This is a genomic window from Streptosporangium sp. NBC_01755, from assembly GCF_035917995.1.
In the GTDB taxonomy this organism is placed as follows: domain Bacteria; phylum Actinomycetota; class Actinomycetes; order Streptosporangiales; family Streptosporangiaceae; genus Streptosporangium.
Map to the genome: position 1 here is coordinate 7,842,762 of NZ_CP109131.1, position 24,964 is coordinate 7,867,725.

The following is a 24,964-nucleotide window of genomic DNA, read 5'->3' on the forward strand; positions in this document are numbered from 1 at the left end:
CCGTCAACCGGATCCGGCCCTCAGTCTGTTGATCACCCAGTCGTGGAAGGCCCCGATGTGGTGTTCGCTGGGCACCAGGACCCCACCCTGAGCGTACGCCCGGGAGTTCATCGCGGGCTGGCACCTCTCGCAGGCCGCGAAGTCCTGCTCGTTGACCCGGTGGAAGAGCTCGACGGACGGGCCGAGGTCGGTGCCCGCGTCCACCACGTCCTTGAGGAAGAGCCAGTCGCACTCCACGATCGTCCGGTCGGCCGCCAGCGGGAACATCCGGTGCAGGATCACATGGTCGGGCACCAGGTTGACGAAGACCTGCGGCTTGATGGTGATCGCGTAGTAGCGGCGGTCCTGCTCCTCGCCGACCCCCGGGATGCGGTCCACCCCCGCCGAGCCGTCGACGGTGAAACCCCGGATCTCCTCGCCGAACTCCGCCCCGTGCCCGACGAAGGACTGCGCCGCGTACCCGTCGGCGAACTCGGGCAGCACCTCGGTGAGCTCGGGGTGGATGGTGGCGCAGTGGTAGCACTCCATGAAGTTCTCCACGATGAGCTTCCAGTTCGCCTTCACGTCGTAGACGATCCTGCGGCCCACCGCCAGGTTGGCGATGTCGTAGCTCTCGATGGCCCGCTCGTCGCCCAGCCGGGCCGTCGCCTCACCGATCACGTCCGCCTCGAACGACGGCGGCTCATCGGCCAGGCAGACCCACACGTACCCGATCCACTCGCGCACCGCCACGTTGACCAGCCCGTATTCGGCCCGGTCGAGGTCGGGCATCTTCGTCAGGTTCGGCGCGGCGATCAGCCTGCCCTCAAGGTCGTAGGTCCAGGCGTGGTACGGGCACTGGAAGGCCCGCTTGACCTCGCCGGACTCCTCGGTGCGGATCCGGGCGCCGCGGTGGCGGCACACGTTGAGGAAGGCCCGGATCGAGTCGTCCCTGGCCCGGGTGACCAGGATGCTCTCCCGGCCCACCTGGACGGTTCTGAAGGCTCCCGGCTTTCCCAGGTCGGAGGCCCTGGCGACGCAGAACCACATCGACTCGAAGATGCGGGCCTGCTCCAGCGCGAAGACGTTCTCGTCGGTGTAGTAGCCGCCGGGCAAGGTGGCGATCACACTGGGCGGCAGGCTTCTCGCGGTCACGATCGCTCCCTGGTCTGCCATGTTGACGGGTTGGGGCGGCCGTTGACGGGGAGGGCGCGGCCCGGCGCGAACCCTCGCCCGCGCGCCCGCGTCATGCCGTACCCGCGCGCACGCCGGGCGGCAGGTTCGGAGGCTCCTCGGAGGGCACCACGTAGACGGTGTCGTCGGAGACCACCACCCGGTGGGTGCGCAGCGGCAGCTTGGCAGGGGGACTGCTCGGCCGTCCCGTCCGCAGGTCGAAGCTCGACGCGTGCAGCGGGCATTCGATCTCACACCCCTCCAGCCACCCGTCGGAGAGCGAGGCGTCCTGGTGGGTGCAGGTGTCGTCCACGGCGTAGATCTCGCCGTCCTCGGTGTGGAAGACCGCGATGGGCGGGTCGACGTCGAGCCGATGGGCCTCACCCGGAGGAAGGGCCGCGAGGGGGCAGACAGGGATCATCGCAACAAACCCCGGTTTCGTAAAGCAGAACAAGCAGCGCTATACGCAACAGCGTGACCTCCGGAAATCCCACTGTCAAGGGTCTTCCCCATGGTCACGCGAAGGCCGAGTGGCGCACCCGCCATCGCCACTCAACCGATCCGCACGACGTTCCCCTGACACACCAAAGGCTCCGCACGTAGCCTGAACCGTTACAGATACGTGTAGGGCCTGCTCATGCGCGACGGCAGTACGAATGGCCCAGCCGCCGAAGAAGCTGTCGGACGGCGGATCGCCCAGGCTCGTAAGCTGCGCGGTCTGACGCGGCAGCGACTCGCTGACCGGGTGCCCTGTTCCAAGAGCCTGATCGCCCAGGTCGAACGGGGAACTGGCGGGGAGGGTTTCATAGTCGCGGGCCAGGCGACGGTACAGCATGATCCAGCCCAGGCTTCGCTCGACGACAAGGGTGGTAGTGCTCCACACCTTCCCTATTCAGAATCTCTTTCACGATCCGCTGTCGCGACAATGGCTTTGCCCCGCCACAGGATCAGTGCGTCAGGCACGATCGGCCTCCTTTTCCTTCGGGATGATTTCCTTGGCGAGGACTCGGCTGATCTCAGCCAGCGGCTCGGGCTGCAGCATGTCGCCGTGTACGCAGTCAATCCGGTGGTTGTCGACGGTCTCCGCGAACGGCGTCCAATCGCCCGGGGTGTTTTCGCGGCCGGCCACGAAGTGCAACATCCGGCCTCGGACCCTGCCGGGCCGGTGAGCCAGGTTCAGCTCGACGTTCGCACGCCATGCGGCGACCACGTTCATCAACTGTTCCTCTGTCGCCATCCCCGCGGGGTTGTGCTCGTGCCTGAGGATCTCCAGTACCTCGGCCGCCGAAGGCCGCTGCGGCGCCGCATGCCCGAAGAAGGCAAGGATGGCTCGCAGCAGTTCGGTATCGCTGGTCAGCCCCACCTCGCCTGCCTCGGCCACCGGGTGGCTGTCCAGGCTGGCCAGCAACGCGACGGTCTGCCCTGCCTGCTGCAACTGCCGCGCCATCTCATGGGCGACCACACCGCCGAATGACCAGCCCAGCAGGTGGTACGGCCCCTCGGGCTGGACCGTGCGGACCTGCTCCAGATAGTCGGCCGCCATCTGCTCGATGCTTTCCGGTACCCGGTCCGGCTCCAGCATGCCCCGCGCCTGCAGGCCGTACACCGGAAAGTCCGGGCCGAGCTGCGCGGTCAGCGCGATATACGGCCAGGCGACGCAGCCCACCGGGTGCACGCAGAAAATCGGCGTACGACGCCCCGTCACCCGCAATGGCAGCAACACCTCAAACGAGTTGACCGAGCTGACATCCGCGCGCCCGGCCAGGCCCGCCACCGTCGGCGTGTCGAACAGGTCTCGAATGGAAAGTTCGGCGTCGACTGTGTTGCGGATCCTGCTGATCAGCCTCACCGCGAGCAGTGAATGCCCACCCAGATCGAAAAAGTTGTCGTCGATGCTCACGGTGTCGACGTCGAGTACCTCGGCGAACGCGGAACACAGGGCCTCTTCCCGCGGGTTGCGCGGGGCACGGCCCGAAGCCAGGGCCGTGAAGTCCGGCGCCGGCAACGCTTTACGGTCCAGCTTGCCGTTCGGAGTCAGCGGTAGCGCGTCCAGCGTGACATAGACCGAAGGCAGCATGTATTCCGGCAGCAAACCGGTCAGATGCTCCCTCAGCACCGCAGTGTCCAACGTTCCGGCCGCCGGTACCACGTAGGCGACCAGCCGCTGCTCACCGGTGGTCACCACCGTGTTCCGCACACCCTCGGCCGACCGGATCGCGGCCTCGATCTCACCCAGCTCGATCCGATGCCCGCGGATCTTCACCTGGAAATCACGGCGCTCCAGGAACTCCAGCTGCCCATCCGGCCGATACACCACCCGGTCACCGGTCCGATACAACCGCCCCCCACCAAACGGGTCGGCCACGAACACCGCCGCGGTGCGGGCGGCATCGTTCAGATACCCGCGGCCGACACTGGCGCCACCCACATACAACTCACCCGCCACCCCGACCGGAACCGGCTGCAGATCATCACCCAGCACATAAAGCTGGGTGTTACGGATAGGCCGGCCGATCGGCACCCGCAGCCCCGCGACGTCATCCAGGTCACGGATCGCCGCACCCGTCACACCGTCGGAGCACTCGGTCGGAGCGTAGACGTTCATCACCGGGACGTCCGGGAAACGCTGAAGCCACCGGCGGCACAACTCCGCCGGCAGCACCTCACCGGCCGACTCCAGCCACCGCAACCCCAGCTCGGGAACCGGGACACCCGCATCCCACACATCCAGAGCAGCCCGCAGCAGAGAGGGCACCACCTCCAGCACCGTCACACCCGGAATGCCGAACAGCTGTTGCGGATCCATCGCGGTCTCGCGGGAGACCACCCGCACCTGCGCGCCGACGATCAGGGCGGCCAGCATCTGCCACACCGAGATGTCGAACGTCAGCGGCGCGTTCTGCACCACCACATCGGAGGGGTTCAGCCCGAGATCCTCGACCTTGGCCAGCAGATGGTTGACCATCCCGCGCCGGTGCACCATCGCCCCCTTGGGCCGGCCCGTCGACCCCGACGTGTAGATCACATACGCCAGATCCTCCTCGGCCCCCCGCACCGGGGCCAGGTCGCCGTCCGTCGCGTCGTCGAACACCAGCACCCGCACACCACCGGCCCCGACGGCCTCGCGGGCCAGATCCAGATACTCCGGCGCCGCGATCAGCACCCCGATGCCGCTGTCGGCGACCAGACCCGCGGTGCGGGCCACCGGCACGCCCGGATCAAAAGGCACATACGCCCCCCCGGCACCGAGCACCCCCAGCACCGCCGACACAAACCGGACCCCCGGATCACCCAGCAACCCCACCAACACACCCGACGGCAACCTCTTGGCCACCGCGTTCGCCCGACCCACCAGCTCCCGATACGACACCGAACCGGAATCATCCGACACCGCGACACCATCCGGGGCAGCCACAGCCCGCTCACGAACCCGCTCCACCACACCCGCGAAACCACCCTCGACCGCCGACGAATTCCACTCCACCAACAACCGGCGACGCTCCTCCTGCCCGAGCACATCGATCGCACTCAACGACGCATCCGCATCAAACGCCATGCTGTCGAGAACGCGGACCAGTTGCTCCGACATCCGCTGAACCGTCGGGCGGTCGAACAGGTCGGTGGCATACGTGACCAGCACACCGATGCTGCCATCACCGTGCTCGGCGAAACCGAAAGTCAGGTCGAAGTCCGAAACCGAGGGGCGGAGCGGGTCGACACCGGCGTCCAGGCCGGCCAGTTCGATCCGTGCGGCCGCGTTGTTCTGCAGCACCATCATCACCTGGAACAACGGCTGCCGCGACTGAGACCGAGCCGGATTGATCACCTCGACCAGCCGCTCGAACGGCACGTCCTGATGCGCGAACGCCGCCAGATCGGCATCCCGCACCCGGCCCAGCAACTCCCGCACCGTCGGATCACCGGACAAGTCGGTACGCAACACCAACGTGTTGACGAAGAACCCGACAAGATCATCCAGGGCGTCATCGGTCCGACCCGCCACCGGGCTGCCCAGCGGGATGTCGGTGCCCGCACCCAGCTTGCTCAACAACGCAGACAACCCGGCCTGCAACACCATGAACAGGCTCGCGTTGTTCTGCCTGGCCAGCACGCCCAGCCCGGCCGTGAGCTCCGGAGCGAGCACGAACTCAAACGCGTCACCCCGGTAACTGGCGATCGCCGGACGCGGCCGATCGGCCGGCAGCGCGATCTCCTCCGGCAGATCCTCCAGCGCCCTGGTCCAGAACCCCAGCTGCTCCGAAATCAGACTCCGCTCGTCATCCTCACTCCCCAGCAGCTCCCGCTGCCACAACGCATAATCCACATACTGCACCGGCAACGACTTCCACCCCGGCACCATCCCCGAACAACGCGCCTCATAGGCCGCCGCGAAATCCCGCGCCAACGGCGCCATCGACCAGCCGTCACCGGCGATGTGATGCAACACCAACAGCAACACGGACTCGGTCGGACCGAGGATGAACAGCTGAGAACGGATCGGCAACTCGCCGGTGAGATCGAACCCGGCCAAGCATGCGGTCTCGATCGCGGCCGGGAGGTCCGCCTCGATCACCTCGCTGATCACCAGCTCAGGCCCCTGGCCCTTGATCTCTTGCACCGGCCGGCCGTCGACCTCCGGATACACCGTGCGCAGCACCTCGTGCCGCTCCACCACATCGGCCAGGGCAGCGGCCAACGCGTCCCGGTCCAGGCTGCCCCTCAGCCGGAGCAACATCGGAATGGTGTAGGTCGCCGAGGCCCCTTCGAGCACGTTGAGGAACCACAACCGCCGCTGACCGAACGACAACGGCAACTCGCCCGGCCGCGGCCCGGCCACCAGCACCGGCCGGCGCCGACCCTCATCACCCATCCGCCCGGCCAGACCCGCCACCGTCGGCGCGTCGAACACATCCCGCACCGACAGCTCAACACCCAACGCGCCACGGATCCGGCTGGTCAGCCTCACCGCGAGCAGTGAATGCCCACCCAGATCGAAGAAGTTGTCGTCGACGCCCACCGAGTCCACATCGAGGACCTCGGCGAACACCGAACACAGGGCCTCTTCCCGCGGGTTGCGCGGGCCACGGCCCGAAGCCAGGGTCGTGAAGTCCGGCGCCGGCAACGCTTTACGATCCAGCTTGCCGTTCGAGGTCAGCGGCAAAGCGTCGAGGATCATGACCACCGCGGGGACCATGTAGTCCGGCAGCAAAGTGGTGACGTGTGCCTGGACTGTGCCAGGCTCGACCTGGCCCACCACGTAGGCGACCAGGTGCTGCTCACCGGCGGTGACGACCGCGTTCCGCACCCCGTCGGCCGACCGGATCACGGTTTCGATCTCACCCAGCTCGATCCGATGCCCGCGAATCTTCACCTGGAAATCGCGGCGCTCCAGGAACTCCAACCGGCCATCCGGCCCATACACCACCCGGTCACCCGTCCGATACAACCGGCCCCCACCAAACGGGCTGGCCACGAACACCGCCGCGGTGCGGGCGGCATCGTTCAGATACCCGCGGCCGACACTGGCGCCACCCACATACAACTCACCCGCCACCCCCACCGGAACCGGCTGCAGATCATCACCCAGCACATAAAGCTGGGTGTTACGGATAGGCCGCCCGATCGGAGTACGCGAGCCCGTGGTGTCATCGGCGTGACGGATCACCGCCTGAGTGACGCCGACGGAGCACTCGGTCGGGCCGTAGGCGTTCATCATCGGGACGGCCGGGTAGCGCTGGAGCCACCGATGGCACAACTCCGCCGGCAACGCCTCCCCGGCCACCAGCAGCCACCGCAACCCCAACTCAGGAACCGAGACACCCGCATCCCACACATCCAAAGCAGCCCGCAGCAGAGAGGGCACCATCTCCAGCACCGTCACATCCGAAACGCCGAACAACCGCTCCGGATCCATCGCGGTCTCCCGGGAGACCACCCGCACCCGCCCGCCGACGATCAGAGCGGCCAGCATCTGCCACACCGACATGTCGAACGTCAGCGGCCCGTTCTGCACCACCACATCCGACGAACCCAGCCCGAGATCCTCCACCTTGGCCAGCAGATGATTGACCACCCCCCGCCGAGACACCATCGCCCCCTTGGGCCGGCCCGTCGACCCCGACGTGAACATCACATACGCCAGATCCTCCTCGGCCCCCCGCACCGGGGCCAGGTCGCCGTCCGTCGCGTCGTCGAACACCAGCACCCGCACACCACCGGCCCCGACGGCCTCACGGGCCAGATCCAGATACTCCGGCGCCGCGATCAGCACCCCGATGCCGCTGTCGGCGACCAGACCCGCGGTGCGGGCCACCGGCACGCCCGGATCAAAAGGCACATACGCGCCCCCAGCACCGAGCACCCCCAGCACCGCCGACACAAACCGGACCCCCGGATCGCCCAGCAACCCCACCAGCGCACCCGACGGCAACCTCTTGGCCACCGCGTTCGCCCGACCCACCAGCTCCCGATACGACACCGAACCGGAATCATCGGTGACCGCGACACCATCCGGAGCAGCCACAGCCCGCTCACGGACCCGCTCCACCACACCCGCGAAACCACCCTCGACCGCCGACGAATTCCACTCCACCAACAACCGGCGACGCTCCTCCTGCCCGAGCACATCGATCGCACTCAACGACGCATCCGCATCAAACGCCATGCTGTCGAGAACGCGGACCAGTCGCTCGGACATCCGCTGAACCGTCGGGCGGTCGAACAGGTCGGTGGCATACGTGACCAGCACACCGATGCTGCCATCACCGTGCTCGGCGAAATCGAAATTCAGGTCGAATTTCGTAACCGGAGGGCGGAGCGGGACCACGGCGGCGTCCAGGCCAGTCATCTTGACCTGTGCGGCCGCGTTGTTCTGCAGCACCATCATCACCTGGAACAACGGCTGCCGCGACTGAGACCGAGCCGGATTGAGCACATCGACCAGCCGCTCGAACGGCACGTCCTGATGCGCGAACGCCGCCAGATCGGCATCCCGCACCCGGCCCAGCAACTCCCGAACCGTCGGATCACCAGACAAGTCGGTACGCAACACCAGCGTGTTGACGAAGAACCCGACAAGATCATCGAGGGCGTCATCGGTCCGACCGGCGAACGGGCTGCCCAGCGGGATGTCGGTGCCCGCACCCAGCTTGCTCAACAACACAGACAGCCCGGCCTGCAACACCATGAACAGGCTGGCGTTGTTCTGCCTGGCCAGGGTATCCAGGTCGGACTTGAGTTCCGGAGTGAGCACGAACTCGAACGCGTCACCCCGGTAACTGGCAACCGCCGGACGCGGCCGATCGGCCGGCAGCGCGATCTCCTCCGGCAGGCCCTCCAGCGTCCTGGTCCAGAACGCCAGCTGCCCGGAGATCAGGCTCTGCTCATCATCCTCACCGCCCAGCAGCTCCCGCTGCCACAACGCATAATCCACATACTGCACCGGCAACGGCTTCCACCCCGGCACCATCCCCGAACAGCGCGCCTCATAGGCCGCCGCGAAATCACGCGCCAACGGCGCCGTCGACCAGCCGTCACTGGCGATGTGATGCAACACCAACAGCAACACGGACTCGGTCGGACCGAGGATGAACAGCTGAGAACGGATCGGCAACTCGCCGGTGAGATCGAACCCGGCCGAACACGCGGTCTCGATCGCGGCCGGGAGGTCCGCCTCGATCACCTCGCTGATCACCAGCTCAGGCCCCTGGCCCTTGATCTCTTGCACCGGCCGGCCGTCGACCTCCGGATACACCGTGCGCAGCACCTCGTGCCGCTCCACCACATCGGCCAGGGCAGCGGCCAACGCGTACCGGTCCAGCTCACCACTCAACCGCAAGGCCACCGGAATGGTGTAGGTCGCCGAGGCCCCTTCGAGCACGTTAAGGAACCACAACCGCCGCTGACCGAACGACAACGGCAACTCGCCCGGCCGCGGCCCGGCCACCAGCACCGGCCGACGCCGACCCTCATCACCCATCCGTCCGACCAGACCCGCCACCGTCGGCGCGTCGAACACATCCCGCACCGACAGCTCAACACCCAACGCGCCACGGACCCGGCTGGTCAACCTCACCGCGAGCAGTGAATGCCCACCCAGATCGAAGAAGTTGTCGTCGACGCCCACCGAGTCCACATCGAGGACCTCGGCGAACACCGAACACAGGGCCTCTTCCCGCGGGTTGCGCGGGCCACGGCCCGAAGCCAGGGTCGTGAAGTCCGGCGCCGGCAACGCTTTACGATCCAGCTTGCCGTTCGAGGTCAGCGGCAAAACGTCGAGGATCATGACCACCGCGGGGACCATGTAGTCCGGCAGCAAAGTGGTGACGTGTGCCTGGACTGTGCCAGGCTCGACCTGGCCCACCACGTAGGCGACCAGGTGCTGCTCACCGGCGGTGACGACCGCGTTCCGCACCCCGTCGGCCGACCGGATCGCGGCCTCGATCTCACCCAGCTCGATCCGATGCCCGCGAATCTTCACCTGGAAGTCACGGCGCTCCAGGAACTCCAACCGGCCATCCGGCCCATACACCACCCGGTCACCCGTCCGATACAACCGGCCCCCACCAAACGGGCTGGCCACGAACACCGCCGCGGTGCGGGCGGCATCGTTCAGATACCCGCGGCCGACACTGGCGCCACCCACATACAACTCACCCGCCACCCCCACCGGAACCGGCTGCAGATCATCACCCAGCACATAAAGCTGGGTGTTACGGATAGGCCGCCCGATCGGAGTACGCGAGCCCGTGGTGTCATCGGCGTGACGGATCACCGCCTGAGTGACGCCGACGGAGCACTCGGTCGGGCCGTAGGCGTTCATCATCGGGACGGCCGGGTAGCGCTGGAGCCACCGATGGCACAACTCCGCCGGCAACGCCTCCCCGGCCACCAGCAGCCACCGCAACCCCAACTCAGGAACCGAGACACCCGCATCCCACACATCCAAAGCAGCCCGCAACAAGGACGGCACCATCTCCAGCACCGTCACACCCGAAACGCCGAACAACCGCTCCGGATCCATCGCCGTCTCCCGGGAGACCACCCGCACCCGCCCGCCCACGATCAGAGCGGCCAGCATCTGCCACACCGACATGTCGAACGTCAGCGGCCCGTTCTGCACCACCACATCCGACGAACCCAGCCCGAGATCCTCCACCTTGGCCAGCAGATGATTGACCACCCCCGCCGAGACACCATCGCCCCCTTGGGCCGGCCCGTCGACCCCGACGTGAACATCACATACGCCAGATCCTCCTCGGCCCCCCGCACCGGGGCCAGGTCGCCGTCCGTCGCGTCGTCGAACACCAGCACCCGCACACCACCGGCCCCGACGGCCTCACGGGCCAGATCCAGATACTCCGGCGCCGCGATCAGCACCCCGATGCCGCTGTCGGCGACCAGACCCGCGGTGCGGGCCACCGGCACGCCCGGATCAAAAGGCACATACGCGCCCCCAGCACCGAGCACCCCCAGCACCGCCGACACAAACCGGACCCCCGGATCGCCCAGCAACCCCACCAGCGCACCCGCCGGCAACCTCTTGGCCACCGCGTTCGCCCGACCCACCAGCTCCCGATACGACACCGAACCGGAATCATCGGTGACCGCGACATGATCCGGAGCAGCCACAGCCCGCTCACGGACCCGCTCCACCACACCCGCGAAACCACCCTCGACCGCCGACGAATTCCACTCCACCAACAACCGGCGACGCTCCTCCTGCCCGAGCACATCGATCGCACTCAACGACGCATCCGCATCAAACGCCATGCTGTCGAGAACGCGGACCAGTTGCTCCGACATCCGCTGAACCGTCGGGCGGTCGAACAGGTCGGTGGCATACGTGACCAGCACACCGATGCTGCCATCACCGTGCTCGGCGAAACCGAAAGTCAGGTCGAAGTCCGAAACCGAGGGGCGGAGCGGGTCGACACCGGCGTCCAGGCCGGCCAGTTCGATCCGTGCGGCCGCGTTGTTCTGCAGCACCATCATCACCTGGAACAACGGCTGCCGCGACTGAGACCGAGCCGGATTGATCACCTCGACCAGCCGCTCGAACGGCACGTCCTGATGCGCGAACGCCGCCAGATCGGCATCCCGCACCCGGCCCAGCAACTCCCGCACCGTCGGATCACCGGACAAGTCGGTACGCAACACCAACGTGTTGACGAAGAACCCGACAAGATCATCCAGGGCGTCATCGGTCCGACCCGCCACCGGGCTGCCCAGCGGGATGTCGGTGCCCGCACCCAGCTTGCTCAACAACGCAGACAACCCGGCCTGCAACACCATGAACAGGCTCGCGTTGTTCTGCCTGGCCAGCACGCCCAGCCCGGCCGTGAGCTCCGGAGCGAGCACGAACTCAAACGCGTCACCCCGGTAACTGGCGATCGCCGGACGCGGCCGATCGGCCGGCAGCGCGATCTCCTCCGGCAGATCCTCCAGCGCCCTGGTCCAGAACCCCAGCTGCTCCGAAATCAGACTCCGCTCGTCATCCTCACTCCCCAGCAGCTCCCGCTGCCACAACGCATAATCCACATACTGCACCGGCAACGACTTCCACCCCGGCACCATCCCCGAACAACGCGCCTCATAGGCCGCCGCGAAATCCCGCGCCAACGGCGCCATCGACCAGCCGTCACCGGCAATGTGATGCAACACCAACAGCAACACGGACTCGGTCGGACCGAGGATGAACAGCTGAGAACGGATCGGCAACTCGCCGGTGAGATCGAACCCGGCCAAGCATGCGGTCTCGATCGCGGCCGGGAGGTCCGCCTCGATCACCTCGCTGATCACCAGCTCAGGCCCCTGGCCCTTGATCTCTTGCACCGGCCGGCCGTCGACCTCCGGATACACCGTGCGCAGCACCTCGTGCCGCTCCACCACATCGGCCAGGGCAGCGGCCAACGCGTCCCGGTCCAGGCTGCCCCTCAGCCGGAGCAACATCGGAATGGTGTAGGTCGCCGAGGCCCCTTCGAGCACGTTGAGGAACCACAACCGCCGCTGACCGAACGACAACGGCAACTCGCCCGGCCGCGGCCCGGCCACCAGCACCGGCCGGCGCCGACCCTCATCACCCATCCGCCCGGCCAGACCCGCCACCGTCGGCGCGTCGAACACATCCCGCACCGACAGCTCAACACCCAACGCGCCACGGATCCGGCTGGTCAGCCTCACCGCGAGCAGTGAATGCCCACCCAGATCGAAGAAGTTGTCGTCGACGCCCACCGAGTCCACATCGAGGACCTCGGCGAACACCGAACACAGGGCCTCTTCCCGCGGGTTGCGCGGGCCACGGCCCGAAGCCAGGGTCGTGAAGTCCGGCGCCGGCAACGCTTTACGATCCAGCTTGCCGTTCGAGGTCAGCGGCAAAGCGTCGAGGATCATGACCACCGCGGGGACCATGTAGTCCGGCAGCAAAGTGGTGACGTGTGCCTGGACTGTGCCAGGCTCGACCTGGCCCACCACGTAGGCGACCAGGTGCTGCTCACCGGCGGTGACGACCGCGTTCCGCACCCCGTCGGCCGACCGGATCACGGTTTCGATCTCACCCAGCTCGATCCGATGCCCGCGGATCTTCACCTGGAAATCGCGGCGCTCCAGGAACTCCAACCGGCCGTCCGGCCCATACACCACCCGGTCACCCGTCCGATACAACCGGCCCCCACCGAACGGGCTGGCCACGAACACCGCCGCGGTGCGGGCAGCATCGTTCAGATACCCGCGGCCGACACTGGCGCCACCCACATACAACTCACCCGCCACCCCCACCGGAACCGGCTGCAGATCATCACCCAGCACATACACCTGGGTGTTACGGATAGGCCGGCCGATCGGGGTACGCAGCCCCGCGACGTCATCCAGGTCACGGATCGCCGCACCCGTCACACCGTCGGAGCACTCGGTCGGAGCGTAGACGTTCATCACCGGGACCGCCGGGAAACGCTGAAGCCACCGGCGGCACAACTCCGCCGGCAGCACCTCACCGGCCGACTCCAGCCACCGCAACCCCAACTCGGGAACCGGGACACCCGCATCCCACACATCCAGAGCAGCCCGCAGCAGAGAGGGCACCATCTCCAGCACCGTCACACCCGAGATGCCGAACAGCTGTTGCGGATCCATCGCGGTCTCGCGGGAGACCACCCGCACCTGCGCGCCGACGATCAGGGCGGCCAGCATCTGCCACACCGAGATGTCGAACGTCAGCGGCGCGTTCTGCACCACCACATCGGAGGGGTTCAGCCCGAGATCCTCGACCTTGGCCAGCAGATGGTTGACCATCCCGCGCCGGTGCACCATCGCCCCCTTGGGCCGGCCCGTCGACCCCGAGGTGAACATCACATACGCCAGATCATCCTCAGCCCCGCGCGCCGGGGCCAGATCATCGTCCACCGCGTCGTCGAACACCAGCACCCGCACGCCACCGGCCCCGACGGCCTCGCGGGCCAGATCCAGATACTCCGGCGCCGCGATCAGCACCCCGATGCCGCTGTCGGCGACCAGGGCCGCTATGCGGGCCACCGGCGCGCCCGGGTCGAACGGCACATACGCACCCCCAGCACCGAGCACCCCCAGCACCGCCGACACAAACCGGACACCCGGGCCGCCCAGCAACCCCACCAACGCACCCGCCGGCAACCTCTTGGCCACCGCGTTCGCCCGACCCACCAGCTCCCGATACGACACCGACCCCGCATCATCGGTGACCGCGACACCATCCGGAGCAGCCACAGCCCGCTCACGAACCCGCTCCACCACACCCGCGAAACCACCCTCGACCGCCGGCGGATTCCACTCCACCAACAACCGGCGACGCTCCTCCTGCCCGAGCACATCGATCGCACTCAACGACGCATCCGCATCAAACGCCATGCTGTCGAGAACGCGGACCAGTCGCTCGGACATCCGCTGAACCGTCGGGCGGTCGAACAGGTCGGTGGCATACGTGACCAGCACACCGATGCTGCCATCACCGTGCTCGGTGAAATCGAAATTCAGGTCGAAGTCCGTAACCGAGGGGCGGAGCGGGTCGACACCGGCGTCCAGGCCGGCCAGTTCGATCCGTGCGGCCGCGTTGTTCTGCAGCACCATCATCACCTGGAACAGCGGGTGCCGCGACCTGGACCGGGCCGGGTTGAGCACATCGACCAGCCGCTCGAACGGCACGTCCTGATGCGCGAACGCCGCCAGATCGGCATCTCGCACCCGGCCCAGCAACTCCCGAACCGTCGGATCACCGGACAAGTCGGTACGCAACACCAACGTGTTGACGAAGAACCCGACAAGATCATCCAGGGCGTCATCGGTCCGACCCGCCACCGGGCTGCCCAGCGGGATGTCGGTGCCCGCACCCAGCTTGCTCAACAACGCAGACAACCCGGCCTGCAACACCATGAACAGGCTCGCGTTGTTCTCCCTGGCCAGCACGCCCAGCCCGGACGTGAGCTCCGGAGCGAGCACGAACTCAAACGCGTCACCCCGGTAACTGGCAACCGCCGGACGCGGCCGATCGGCCGGCAGCGCGATCTCCTCCGGCAGATCCTCCAGCGCCCTGGTCCAGAACCCCAGCTGCTCCGAAATCAGACTCCGCTCGTCATCCTCACTCCCCAGCAGCTCCCGCTGCCACAACGCATAATCCACATACTGCACCGGCAACGACTTCCACCCCGGCACCATCCCCGAACAACGCGCCTCATAGGCCGCCGCGAAATCCCGCGCCAACGGCGCCATCGACCAGCCGTCACCGGCGATGTGATGCAACACCAACAGCAACACGGACTCGGTCGGACCGAGGATGAACAGCTGAGAACGGATCGGCAACTCGCCGGTGAGATCGAACCCGGCCAAGCATGCGGCCTCGATCGCGCCCGGCAACTCAGCCTCGATCACCGCACTGACCACCAGCTCAGGCCCCTGGCCCTTGATCTCTTGCACCGGCCGGCCGTCGACCTCCGGATACACCGTGCGCAGCACCTCGTGCCGCTCCACCACATCGGCCAGGGCAGCGGCCAAGGCGTCCCGGTCCAGGCTGCCCCTCAGCCGGAGCAACATCGGAATGGTGTAGGTCGCCGAGGCCCCTTCGAGCACGTTAAGGAACCACAACCGCCGCTGACCGAACGACAACGGCAACTCGCCCGGCCGCGGCCCGGCCACCAGCACCGGCCGACGCCGACCCTCATCACCCATCCGTCCGACCAGACCCGCCACCGTCGGCGCGTCGAACACATCCCGCACCGACAGCTCAACACCCAACGCGCCACGGACCCGGCTGGTCAACCTCACCGCGAGCAGTGAATGCCCACCCAGATCGAAGAAGTTGTCGTCGACGCCCACCGAGTCCACATCGAGGACCTCGGCGAACACCGAACACAGGGCCTCTTCCCGCGGGTTGCGCGGGCCACGGCCCGAAGCCAGGGTCGTGAAGTCCGGCGCCGGCAACGCTTTACGATCCAGCTTGCCGTTCGAGGTCAGCGGCAAAACGTCGAGGATCATGACCACCGCGGGGACCATGTAGTCCGGCAGCAAAGTGGTGACGTGTGCCTGGACTGTGCCAGGCTCGACCTGGCCCACCACGTAGGCGACCAGGTGCTGCTCACCGGCGGTGACGACCGCGTTCCGCACCCCGTCGGCCGACCGGATCGCGGCCTCGATCTCACCCAGCTCGATCCGATGCCCGCGAATCTTCACCTGGAAGTCACGGCGCTCCAGGAACTCCAACCGGCCATCCGGCCCATACACCACCCGGTCACCCGTCCGATACAACCGGCCCCCACCAAACGGGCTGGCCACGAACACCGCCGCGGTGCGGGCGGCATCGTTCAGATACCCGCGGCCGACACTGGCGCCACCCACATACAACTCACCCGCCACCCCCACCGGAACCGGCTGCAGATCATCACCCAGCACATAAAGCTGGGTGTTACGGATAGGCCGCCCGATCGGAGTACGCGAGCCCGTGGTGTCATCGGCGTGACGGATCACCGCCTGAGTGACGCCGACGGAGCACTCGGTCGGGCCGTAGGCGTTCATCATCGGGACGGCCGGGTAGCGCTGGAGCCACCGATGGCACAACTCCGCCGGCAACGCCTCCCCGGCCACCAGCAGCCACCGCAACCCCAACTCAGGAACCGAGACACCCGCATCCCACACATCCAAAGCAGCCCGCAACAAGGACGGCACCATCTCCAGCACCGTCACACCCGAAACGCCGAACAACCGCTCCGGATCCATCGCCGTCTCCCGGGAGACCACCCGCACCCGCCCGCCCACGATCAGAGCGGCCAGCATCTGCCACACCGACATGTCGAACGTCAGCGGCCCGTTCTGCACCACCACATCCGACGAACCCAGCCCGAGATCCTCCACCTTGGCCAGCAGATGATTGACCACCCCCCGCCGAGACACCATCGCCCCCTTGGGCCGGCCCGTCGACCCCGACGTGAACATCACATACGCCAGATCCTCCTCGGCCCCCCGCACCGGGGCCAGGTCGCCGTCCGTCGCGTCGTCGAACACCAGCACCCGCACACCACCGGCCCCGACGGCCTCACGGGCCAGATCCAGATACTCCGGCGCCGCGATCAGCACCCCGATGCCGCTGTCGGCGACCAGACCCGCGGTGCGGGCCACCGGCACGCCCGGATCAAAAGGCACATACGCGCCCCCAGCACCGAGCACCCCCAGCACCGCCGACACAAACCGGACCCCCGGATCGCCCAGCAACCCCACCAGCGCACCCGCCGGCAACCTCTTGGCCACCGCGTTCGCCCGACCCACCAGCTCCCGATACGACACCGAACCGGAATCATCGGTGACCGCGACATGATCCGGAGCAGCCACAGCCCGCTCACGGACCCGCTCCACCACACCCGCGAAACCACCCTCGACCGCCGACGAATTCCACTCCACCAACAACCGGCGACGCTCCTCCTGCCCGAGCACATCGATCGCACTCAACGACGCATCCGCATCAAACGCCATGCTGTCGAGAACGCGGACCAGTCGCTCGGACATCCGCTGAACCGTCGGGCGGTCGAACAGGTCGGTGGCATACGTGACCAGCACACCGATGCTGCCATCACCGTGCTCGGCGAAACCGAAAGTCAGGTCGAAGTCCGAAACCGAGGGGCGGAGCGGGTCGACACCGGCGTCCAGGCCGGCCAGTTCGATCCGTGCGGCCGCGTTGTTCTGCAGCACCATCATCACCTGGAACAACGGCTGCCGCGACTGAGACCGAGCCGGATTGATCACCTCGACCAGCCGCTCGAACGGCACGTCCTGATGCGCGAACGCCGCCAGATCGGCATCCCGCACCCGGCCCAGCAACTCCCGCACCGTCGGATCACCGGACAAGTCGGTACGCAACACCAACGTGTTGACGAAGAACCCGACAAGATCATCCAGGGCGTCATCGGTCCGACCCGCCACCGGGCTGCCCAGCGGGATGTCGGTGCCCGCACCCAGCTTGCTCAACAACGCAGACAACCCGGCCTGCAACACCATGAACAGGCTCGCGTTGTTCTGCCTGGCCAGCACGCCCAGCCCGGCCGTGAGCTCCGGAGCGAGCACGAACTCAAACGCGTCACCCCGGTAACTGGCAACCGCCGGACGCGGCCGATCGGCCGGCAGCGCGATCTCCTCCGGCAGATCCTCCAGCGCCCTGGTCCAGAACCCCAGCTGCTCCGAAATCAGACTCCGCTCGTCATCCTCACTCCCCAGCAGCTCCCGCTGCCACAACGCATAATCCACATACTGCACCGGCAACGACTTCCACCCCGGCACCATCCCCGAACAACGCGCCTCATAGGCCGCCGCGAAATCCCGCGCCAACGGCGCCATCGACCAGCCGTCACCGGCAATGTGATGCAACACCAACAGCAACACGGACTCGGTCGGACCGAGGATGAACAGCTGAGAACGGATCGGCAACTCGCCGGTGAGATCGAACCCGGCCAAGCATGCGGTCTCGATCGCGGCCGGGAGGTCCGCCTCGATCACCTCGCTGATCACCAGCTCAGGCCCCTGGCCCTTGATCTCTTGCACCGGCCGGCCGTCGACCTCCGGATACACCGTGCGCAGCACCTCGTGCCGCTCCACCACATCGGCCAGGGCAGCGGCCAACGCGTCCCGGTCCAGGCTGCCCCTCAGCCGGAGCAACATCGGAATGGTGTAGGTCGCCGAGGCCCCTTCGAGCACGTTGAGGAACCACAACCGCCGCTGACCGAACGACAACGGCAACTCACCCGGCCGCGGCCCGGCCACCAGCACCGGCCGGCGCCGACCCTCATCACCCATCCGCCCGGCCAGACCCGCCACCGTCGGCGCGTCGAACACATCCCGCACCGACAGCTCAACACCCAACGCGCCACGGATCCGGCTGATCAACCTCACCGCGAGCAGTGAATGCCCACCCAGATCGAAGAAGCTGTCGTCGATACCCACCGAGTCCACATCGAGGACCTCGGCGAACACCGAACACAGGGCCTCCTCCCGCGGGTTGCGCGGGCCACGGCCCGAAGCCGGGGTCGTGAAGTCCGGCGCCGGCAACGCTTTGCGGTCCAGCTTGCCGTTCGACGACAAGGGCAGCTCATCCAGCGTGACATAGACCGCAGGCAGCATGTATTCCGGCAGCAAACCGGTCAGATACTCCCTCAACACAGCAGTATCCAACGGCCCGGCCGCCGGTACCACGTAGGCGACCAGGTGCTGCTCGCCGGCGGTGACGACCGCGTTCCGCACCCCGTCGGCCGACCGGATCGCGGTCTCGATCTCACCCAGCTCGATCCGATGCCCGCGGATCTTCACCTGGAAATCACGGCGCTCCAGGAACTCCAACTGCCCATCCGGCCGATACACCACCCGGTCACCGGTCCGATACAACCGGCCCCCACCAAACGGGCTGGCCACGAACACCGCCGCAGTCCGGGCCGAGTCGTTCAGATACCCGCGGCCGACACCCACACCGCCCACATACAACTCACCCGGCACCCCCACCGGAACCGGCTGCAGATCATCACCCAGCACATAGACCTGGGTGTTGCGAACAGGCCGACCGATCGGGGTACGCAACCCCGCAACCTCATCAAGGCTACGGATCACCGCACCCGTCACACCGTCGGAACACTCGGTCGGGGCATAAACGTTCATCACCGGCACAGCCGGGTAACGCTGAAGCCAGCGGCGGCACAGCTCCGCCGGCAGCGCCTCCCCGGCTGACTCCAGCCACCGCAACCCCAGCTCGGGAACCGGGACACCCGCATCCCACACATCCAGAGCGGCCCGTAGCAGGGAGGGCACCACCTCCAGCACGGTCACACCCGAGATGCCGAACAGCTGTTGCGGGTTCATGGCGGTCTCCCGGGAGACCACCCGCACCTGCGCGCCCACGATCAGAGCGGCCAGCATCTGCCACACCGAGATGTCGAACGTCAACGGCGCGTTCTGCACCACCACATCCGACGAATCCAGCCCGAGATCCTCCACCTTGGCCAGCAGATGATTGACCATCCCCCGCCGGTGCACCATCGCCCCCTTGGGCCGGCCCGTCGACCCCGACGTGAACATCACATACGCCAGGTCGTCCCCAACCCCCCGCACCGGGGCCAGATCGCCGTCCGTCGCGTCGTCGAACACCAGCACCCGCACACCACCGGCCCCGACGGCCTCGCGGGCCAGATCCAGATACTCCGGTGCGGCGATCAGCACCCCGATGCCGCTGTCGGCGACCAGACCCGCGGTGCGGGCCACCGGCACGCCCGGATCAAAGGGCACATACGCCCCCCCGGCGCCGAGCACGCCCAGCACCGCCGACACATACCGGACCCCCGGATCGCCCAGCAACCCCACCAACGCACCCGCCGGCAACCTCTTGGCCACCGCGTTCGCCCGACCCACCAGCTCCCGATACGACACCGAGCCGGAATCATCGGTGACCGCGACATGATCCGGAGCAGCCACAGCCCGCTCACGAACCCGCTCCACCACACCCGCGAAACCACCCTCGACCGCAGGCGGATTCCACTCCACCAACAACCGGCGACGCTCCTCCTGCCCGAGCACATCGATCGCACTCAACGCCGCATCCACGCCAGATGCCATGCCGTCGAGAACGCGGACCAGTTGCTCCGACATCCGCTGAACCGTCGCGCGGTCGAACAGGTCGGTGGCATACGTGACCAGCACACCGACACTGCCATCACCGTGCTCGGTGAATTCGACGAACAAGTCGTCGTCAATGGCCGGGCTGATGAGCGGTTCGGTGCTCACCTCCAGGCCGGCCAGTTCGATCCGTGCGGCCGCGTTGTTCTGCAGCGCCATCATCACCTGGAACAACGGGTGCCGCGACCTGGACCGGGCCGGGTTGAGCACATCGACCAGCCGCTCGAACGGCACATCCTGATGCGCGAACGCCGCCAGATCGGCATCCCGCACCCGGCCCAGCAACTCCCGCACCGTCGGATCACCGGACAAGTCGGTACGCAACACCAGCGTGTTGACAAAGAACCCGACAAGATCATCGAGGGCGTCATCGGTCCGGCCCGCCACCGGGCTGCCCAGCGGGACGTCCGTGCCCGCACCCAGCTTGCTCAACAACACCGACAACCCGGCCTGCAACACCATGAACAGGCTCGCGTTGTTCTGCCTGGCCAGCACGCCCAGCCCGGCCGTGAGTTCCGGAGCGAGCACGAACTCAAACGCGTCACCCCGGTAGCTGGCGATCGCCGGACGCGGCCGATCGGCCGGCAGCGCGATCTCCTCCGGCAGATCCTCCAGCGCCCTGGTCCAGAACCCCAGCTGCTCCGAAATCAGACTCCGCTCGTCATCCTCACTCCCCAGCAGCTCCCGCTGCCACAACGCGTAATCCACATACTGCACCGGCAACGGCTTCCACCCCGGCACCATCCCCGAACAGCGTGCCTCATAGGCCGCCGCGAAATCCCGCGCCAACGGCGCCATCGACCAGCCGTCACCGGCAATGTGATGGATCACCAACAGCAACACGGACTCGGTCGGACCGAGGATGAACAGCTGAGAACGGATCGGCAACTCGCCGGTGAGATCGAACCCGGCCAAGCATGCGGTCTCGATCGCGGCCGGGAGGTCCGCCTCGATCACCTCGCTGATCACCAGCTCAGGCCCCTGGCCCTTGATCTCTTGCACCGGCCGGCCGTCGACCTCCGGATACACCGTGCGCAGCACCTCATGCCGCTCCACCACATCGGCCAGGGCAGCGGCCAATGCGTCCCGGTCCAGCTCACCACTCAACCGCAAGGCCACCGGAATGGTGTAGGTCGCCGAGGCCCCTTCGAGCACGTTGAGGAACCACAACCGCCGCTGGCCGAACGACAACGGCAACTCACCCGGCCGCGGCCCGGCCACCAGCACCGGCCGGCTCCGGCCCTCATCACCCATCCGCCCGGCCAGACCCGCCACCGTCGGCGCGTCGAACACATCCCGGACCGACAGCTCAACACCCAACGCGCCACGGACCCGGCTGATCAGCCTCACCGCGAGCAGTGAATGCCCACCCAGATCGAAGAAACTGTCGTCAATACCCACCGAGTCCACATCGAGGACCTCGGCGAACAAGGCACACAACACTTCCTCACGCGGATCACGCGGCCCACGCCCCTCAGCGGTGGCCGTGAAGTCCGGCGCTGGCAACGCTTTACGATCCAGCTTGCCGTTCGAGGTCAGCGGCAAAGCGTCGAGAATCACGGCCACCGCGGGGACCATGTAATCCGGCAACAGGGCGGCGACATGTGCCTGGAGTGCGCCGGGCTCGACCTGGCCCACCACATAGGCGACCAGGCGCTGCCGATCGGCGGTGACCACCGCGTTCCGCACCCCGTCGGCCGACCGGATCACGGTCTCGATCTCACCCAGCTCGATCCGGTGTCCACGAATCTTCACCTGGAAATCACGACGCTCCAGGAACTCCAACTGCCCATCCGGCCGATACACCACCCGGTCACCCGTCCGATACAACCGGCCCCCACCAAACGGATCGGCCACGAACACCGCCGCCGTACGAGCCGAGTCGTTCAGGTATCCGCGGCCGACACCCACACCCCCCACATACAACTCACCCGACACCCCCACCGGAACCGGCTGCAGATCATCACCGAGCACATAGAGCTGGGTGTTGCGGACAGGCCGCCCGATCGGAGTACGCGAGCCCGCAACCTCACCGGGGTTACGGATCACCGCATGAGTGACATCATCGGAGCACTCGGTCGGGCCATAGGCGTTCATCACCGGGACGTCCGGGTAACTCTGGAGCCAGCGGCGGCACAACTCCGCCGGCAGCGCCTCCCCGGTGACCAGCAGCCACCGCAACCCCGGCTCAGCCACCGTCACTTTGGTATCCAGGGCGGCCCGCAGCAGGGAGGGCACCACCTCCAGCACCGTCACACCCGGAATGCCGAACAACCGTTGCGGATCCATCGCGGTCTCGCGGGAGACCACCCGCACCTGCGCGCCGACGATCAGGGCGGCCAGCATCTGCCACACCGAGATGTCGAACGTCAGCGGCGCGTTCTGCACCACCACATCGGAGGGGTTCAGCCCGAGATCCTCGACCTTGGCCAGCAGATGGTTGACCATCCCGCGCCGGTGCACCATCGCCCCCTTGGGCCGGCCCGTCGACCCCGACGTGAACATCACATACGCCAGGTCGTCCTCACCCCCCAGCGGCGGGGCCAGATCACCGTCCACCGCATCGTCGAACACCAGCACCCGCACACCACCGGCCCCGACGGCCTCGCGGGCCAGATCCAGATACTCCGGCGCGACGATCAGCACCTCAACACCGCTGTCGGCGACCAGGGCCGCGGTGCGGGCCACCGGCGCACCCGGATCGAAGGGCACATACGCCCCCCCGGCGCCGAGCACCCCCAGCACCGCCGACACATACCGGACCCCCGGATCGCCCAGCAACCCCACCAGCACACCCGCCGGCAACCTCTTGGCCACCGCGTTCGCCCGACCCACCAGCTCCCGATACGACACCGAGCCGGAATCATCGGTGACCGCGACATGATCCGGAGCAGCCACAGCCCGCTCACGAACCCGCTCCACCACACCCGCGAAACCACCCTCGACCGCCGACGAATTCCACTCCACCAACAACCGGCGACGCTCCTCCTGCCCGAGCACATCGATCGCACTCAACGGCTGGTCCGCGGGCGCAGCGGTAAAGGTGTCCAGGAACGCGGTGAAACGCGCGAGATGCGCCTCCACATCCGCCACGTCATACAGGTCGGTGTTCGCATTCATCTCTACGCGCAGGCCGCCGTCCTCACTGTCGTGCATAAGAATCGTGAGATCGTCACTGGGCGCGGTTGTCAGGTCGAACACCTTCACCGTCGCGGTGCCGAAGCTCATCCGGCCGAAAATATTCGCCACGTTAACCTCGGGACCAACCGGACGACGGTCCTCGGGTGAAAGTCCCATCATCTGCCGGATCTGCCGAGTCCGGAAACGCTGATGACGCACAACGAGACCCACCTCCCGCGACGCGTGCGCCAGCACATCACCCCGGCCCATCCCCGGCCGAACAGCCAACACCAACGGCACCAAATTCGCACGCATACCAGGAGTCGCCTTGGCGACAGCCGACGTACGCGCGGTCACCGGCAACGACAACACCACATCACCAACCCCGGTAACCCGCTGCACATAACACGCCGTCGCCGCGATCAGATACGTCGGCCACGCGACACGATGCCCCCACGCCACCGCCCGCATCCGCTCCGCAACCCCCACCCCCAAAGTCACACCACGACGCACGAAGGTGCGCACCGCGGTGATCGGCCGGCTCGACATGCTCGTCAACTCCACCGGCCCCGCGAACCTCCCCGCCCAAAACCCGCGATCCTTCTCGAACCGCGCCGATTCCCGGTAGGCCAGCTCCTCCTCGATCAAACCCGCCAACGGCGGAAACACACCATCCCCGTACGACCGGCCCTCCTGAACCGCGGTATAAATCCCCGCCACACGAGCGACAAACAAAGCCTCACTAAAACCATCCCACAACAAATGATGAGCACGCTGATACAACACCGCACGATCCGGGCCAACCCTCAGCAACGCGAACCGGAACAACACCGGCGCATCCAATGCCACCACAGTCCCGGCATCAGCCCGCATCCACCCCAGCGCCGCCCCATCAGGATCAACCTCGCCCGTGAAATCAACGACCGAGAACTCCCAATCCTCACAAGGAACCACCGTCTGCCGCACTTCATCACCAACAATGCCGAACCGGACCCGCAGGCACTCCGCCTCCCTCACGGCCATCCGCACAGCCCGCTCCAACAGCGCTACATCAAGCTCACCCTCAATAACGTAATACTCCGCGATATTCCAGATCGGATTATCAGGATCAAGCTGCTGGGCAAACCAAACCTCCAGCTGGGCAGCCGACAACGGCAAACTAGAACCTGAACCCTGCAGCTCATTCATCTTCCACAAGCTCCTCGACACACTGGGACTCATCGAACTGGACCCGCCGCTCGCTGACACCAAGACCAGGGATCATGCGCCGACCGGGCAGGAATAACCGTGCGCCCTGTAGGTTGAGACTTGCTCACCAAGGCGCACCATATCCGGCCTTTTCTAAGGAAATCACTAGCAAACACACCGGATTGGTTCACCGGAACCTGGTCGTGTTCACATGATGTTCATTTGGCAAGGCGGCATGTGCTTATTACGGCGGAAGTGGGCCACGAAGGCCAGTGGTTTCCTTTAATTCTTGCCACCGGTCAACTTCAGGCCGCCTCTGACGGTCGGGTGGCCGGAGGGA

The 24,964-nt window shown here is 66.8% G+C and carries 4 protein-coding genes and 2 pseudogenes; 1 reads left to right on the forward strand and 5 read right to left on the reverse strand.

From position 1 onward, the window contains the following. Positions 1–3: 3 nt before the first annotated feature. Positions 4–1,155, reverse strand: a complete 1,152-nt coding sequence (locus OG884_RS36050) for an aromatic ring-hydroxylating oxygenase subunit alpha (protein WP_442811601.1) — start codon at positions 1,153–1,155, stop codon at positions 4–6. Between the two features lie 70 nt (positions 1,156–1,225). Further along, positions 1,226–1,573, reverse strand: a complete 348-nt coding sequence (locus OG884_RS36055; protein WP_326640382.1) for a bifunctional 3-phenylpropionate/cinnamic acid dioxygenase ferredoxin subunit — start codon at positions 1,571–1,573, stop codon at positions 1,226–1,228. A gap of 216 nt (positions 1,574–1,789) precedes the next feature. Here OG884_RS36055 and OG884_RS37785 point away from each other — a divergent pair. Beyond that, positions 1,790–1,891 (forward strand): annotated as a pseudogene (locus OG884_RS37785) (hypothetical protein); the annotation flags it as partial. Positions 1,892–1,936: 45 nt separating this feature from the next. Here the strand turns inward: OG884_RS37785 and OG884_RS36060 are convergent. The 3 genes and pseudogenes from OG884_RS36060 to OG884_RS36070 all read right to left on the reverse strand — a co-directional run. Next, a pseudogene (locus OG884_RS36060) lies at positions 1,937–2,014 on the reverse strand (IS5/IS1182 family transposase); the annotation flags it as partial. Between the two features lie 93 nt (positions 2,015–2,107). Next, positions 2,108–10,333: a non-ribosomal peptide synthetase gene (locus OG884_RS36065; RefSeq protein WP_326640384.1), complete on the reverse strand. Its 8,226-nt coding sequence runs from the start codon at positions 10,331–10,333 to the stop codon at positions 2,108–2,110. Next, positions 10,255–24,624, reverse strand: coding sequence for a non-ribosomal peptide synthetase (locus OG884_RS36070; protein WP_326640386.1), 14,370 nt, complete (start codon positions 24,622–24,624; stop codon positions 10,255–10,257). The genes OG884_RS36065 and OG884_RS36070 overlap by 79 nt, the downstream gene beginning before the upstream one ends. Positions 24,625–24,964 lie beyond the last annotated feature (340 nt).

Bases quoted from the DNA above. Each gene is read 5' to 3' on its own strand.
- OG884_RS36055 (WP_326640382.1), bottom strand. From the start codon at position 1,573: ATGATCCCTGTCTGCCCCCTCGCGGCCCTTCCTCCGGGTGAGGCCCAT.
- OG884_RS36050 (WP_442811601.1), bottom strand. From the start codon at position 1,155: ATGGCAGACCAGGGAGCGATCGTGACCGCGAGAAGCCTGCCGCCCAGT.
- OG884_RS36070 (WP_326640386.1), bottom strand. From the start codon at position 24,624: ATGAATGAGCTGCAGGGTTCAGGTTCTAGTTTGCCGTTGTCGGCTGCC.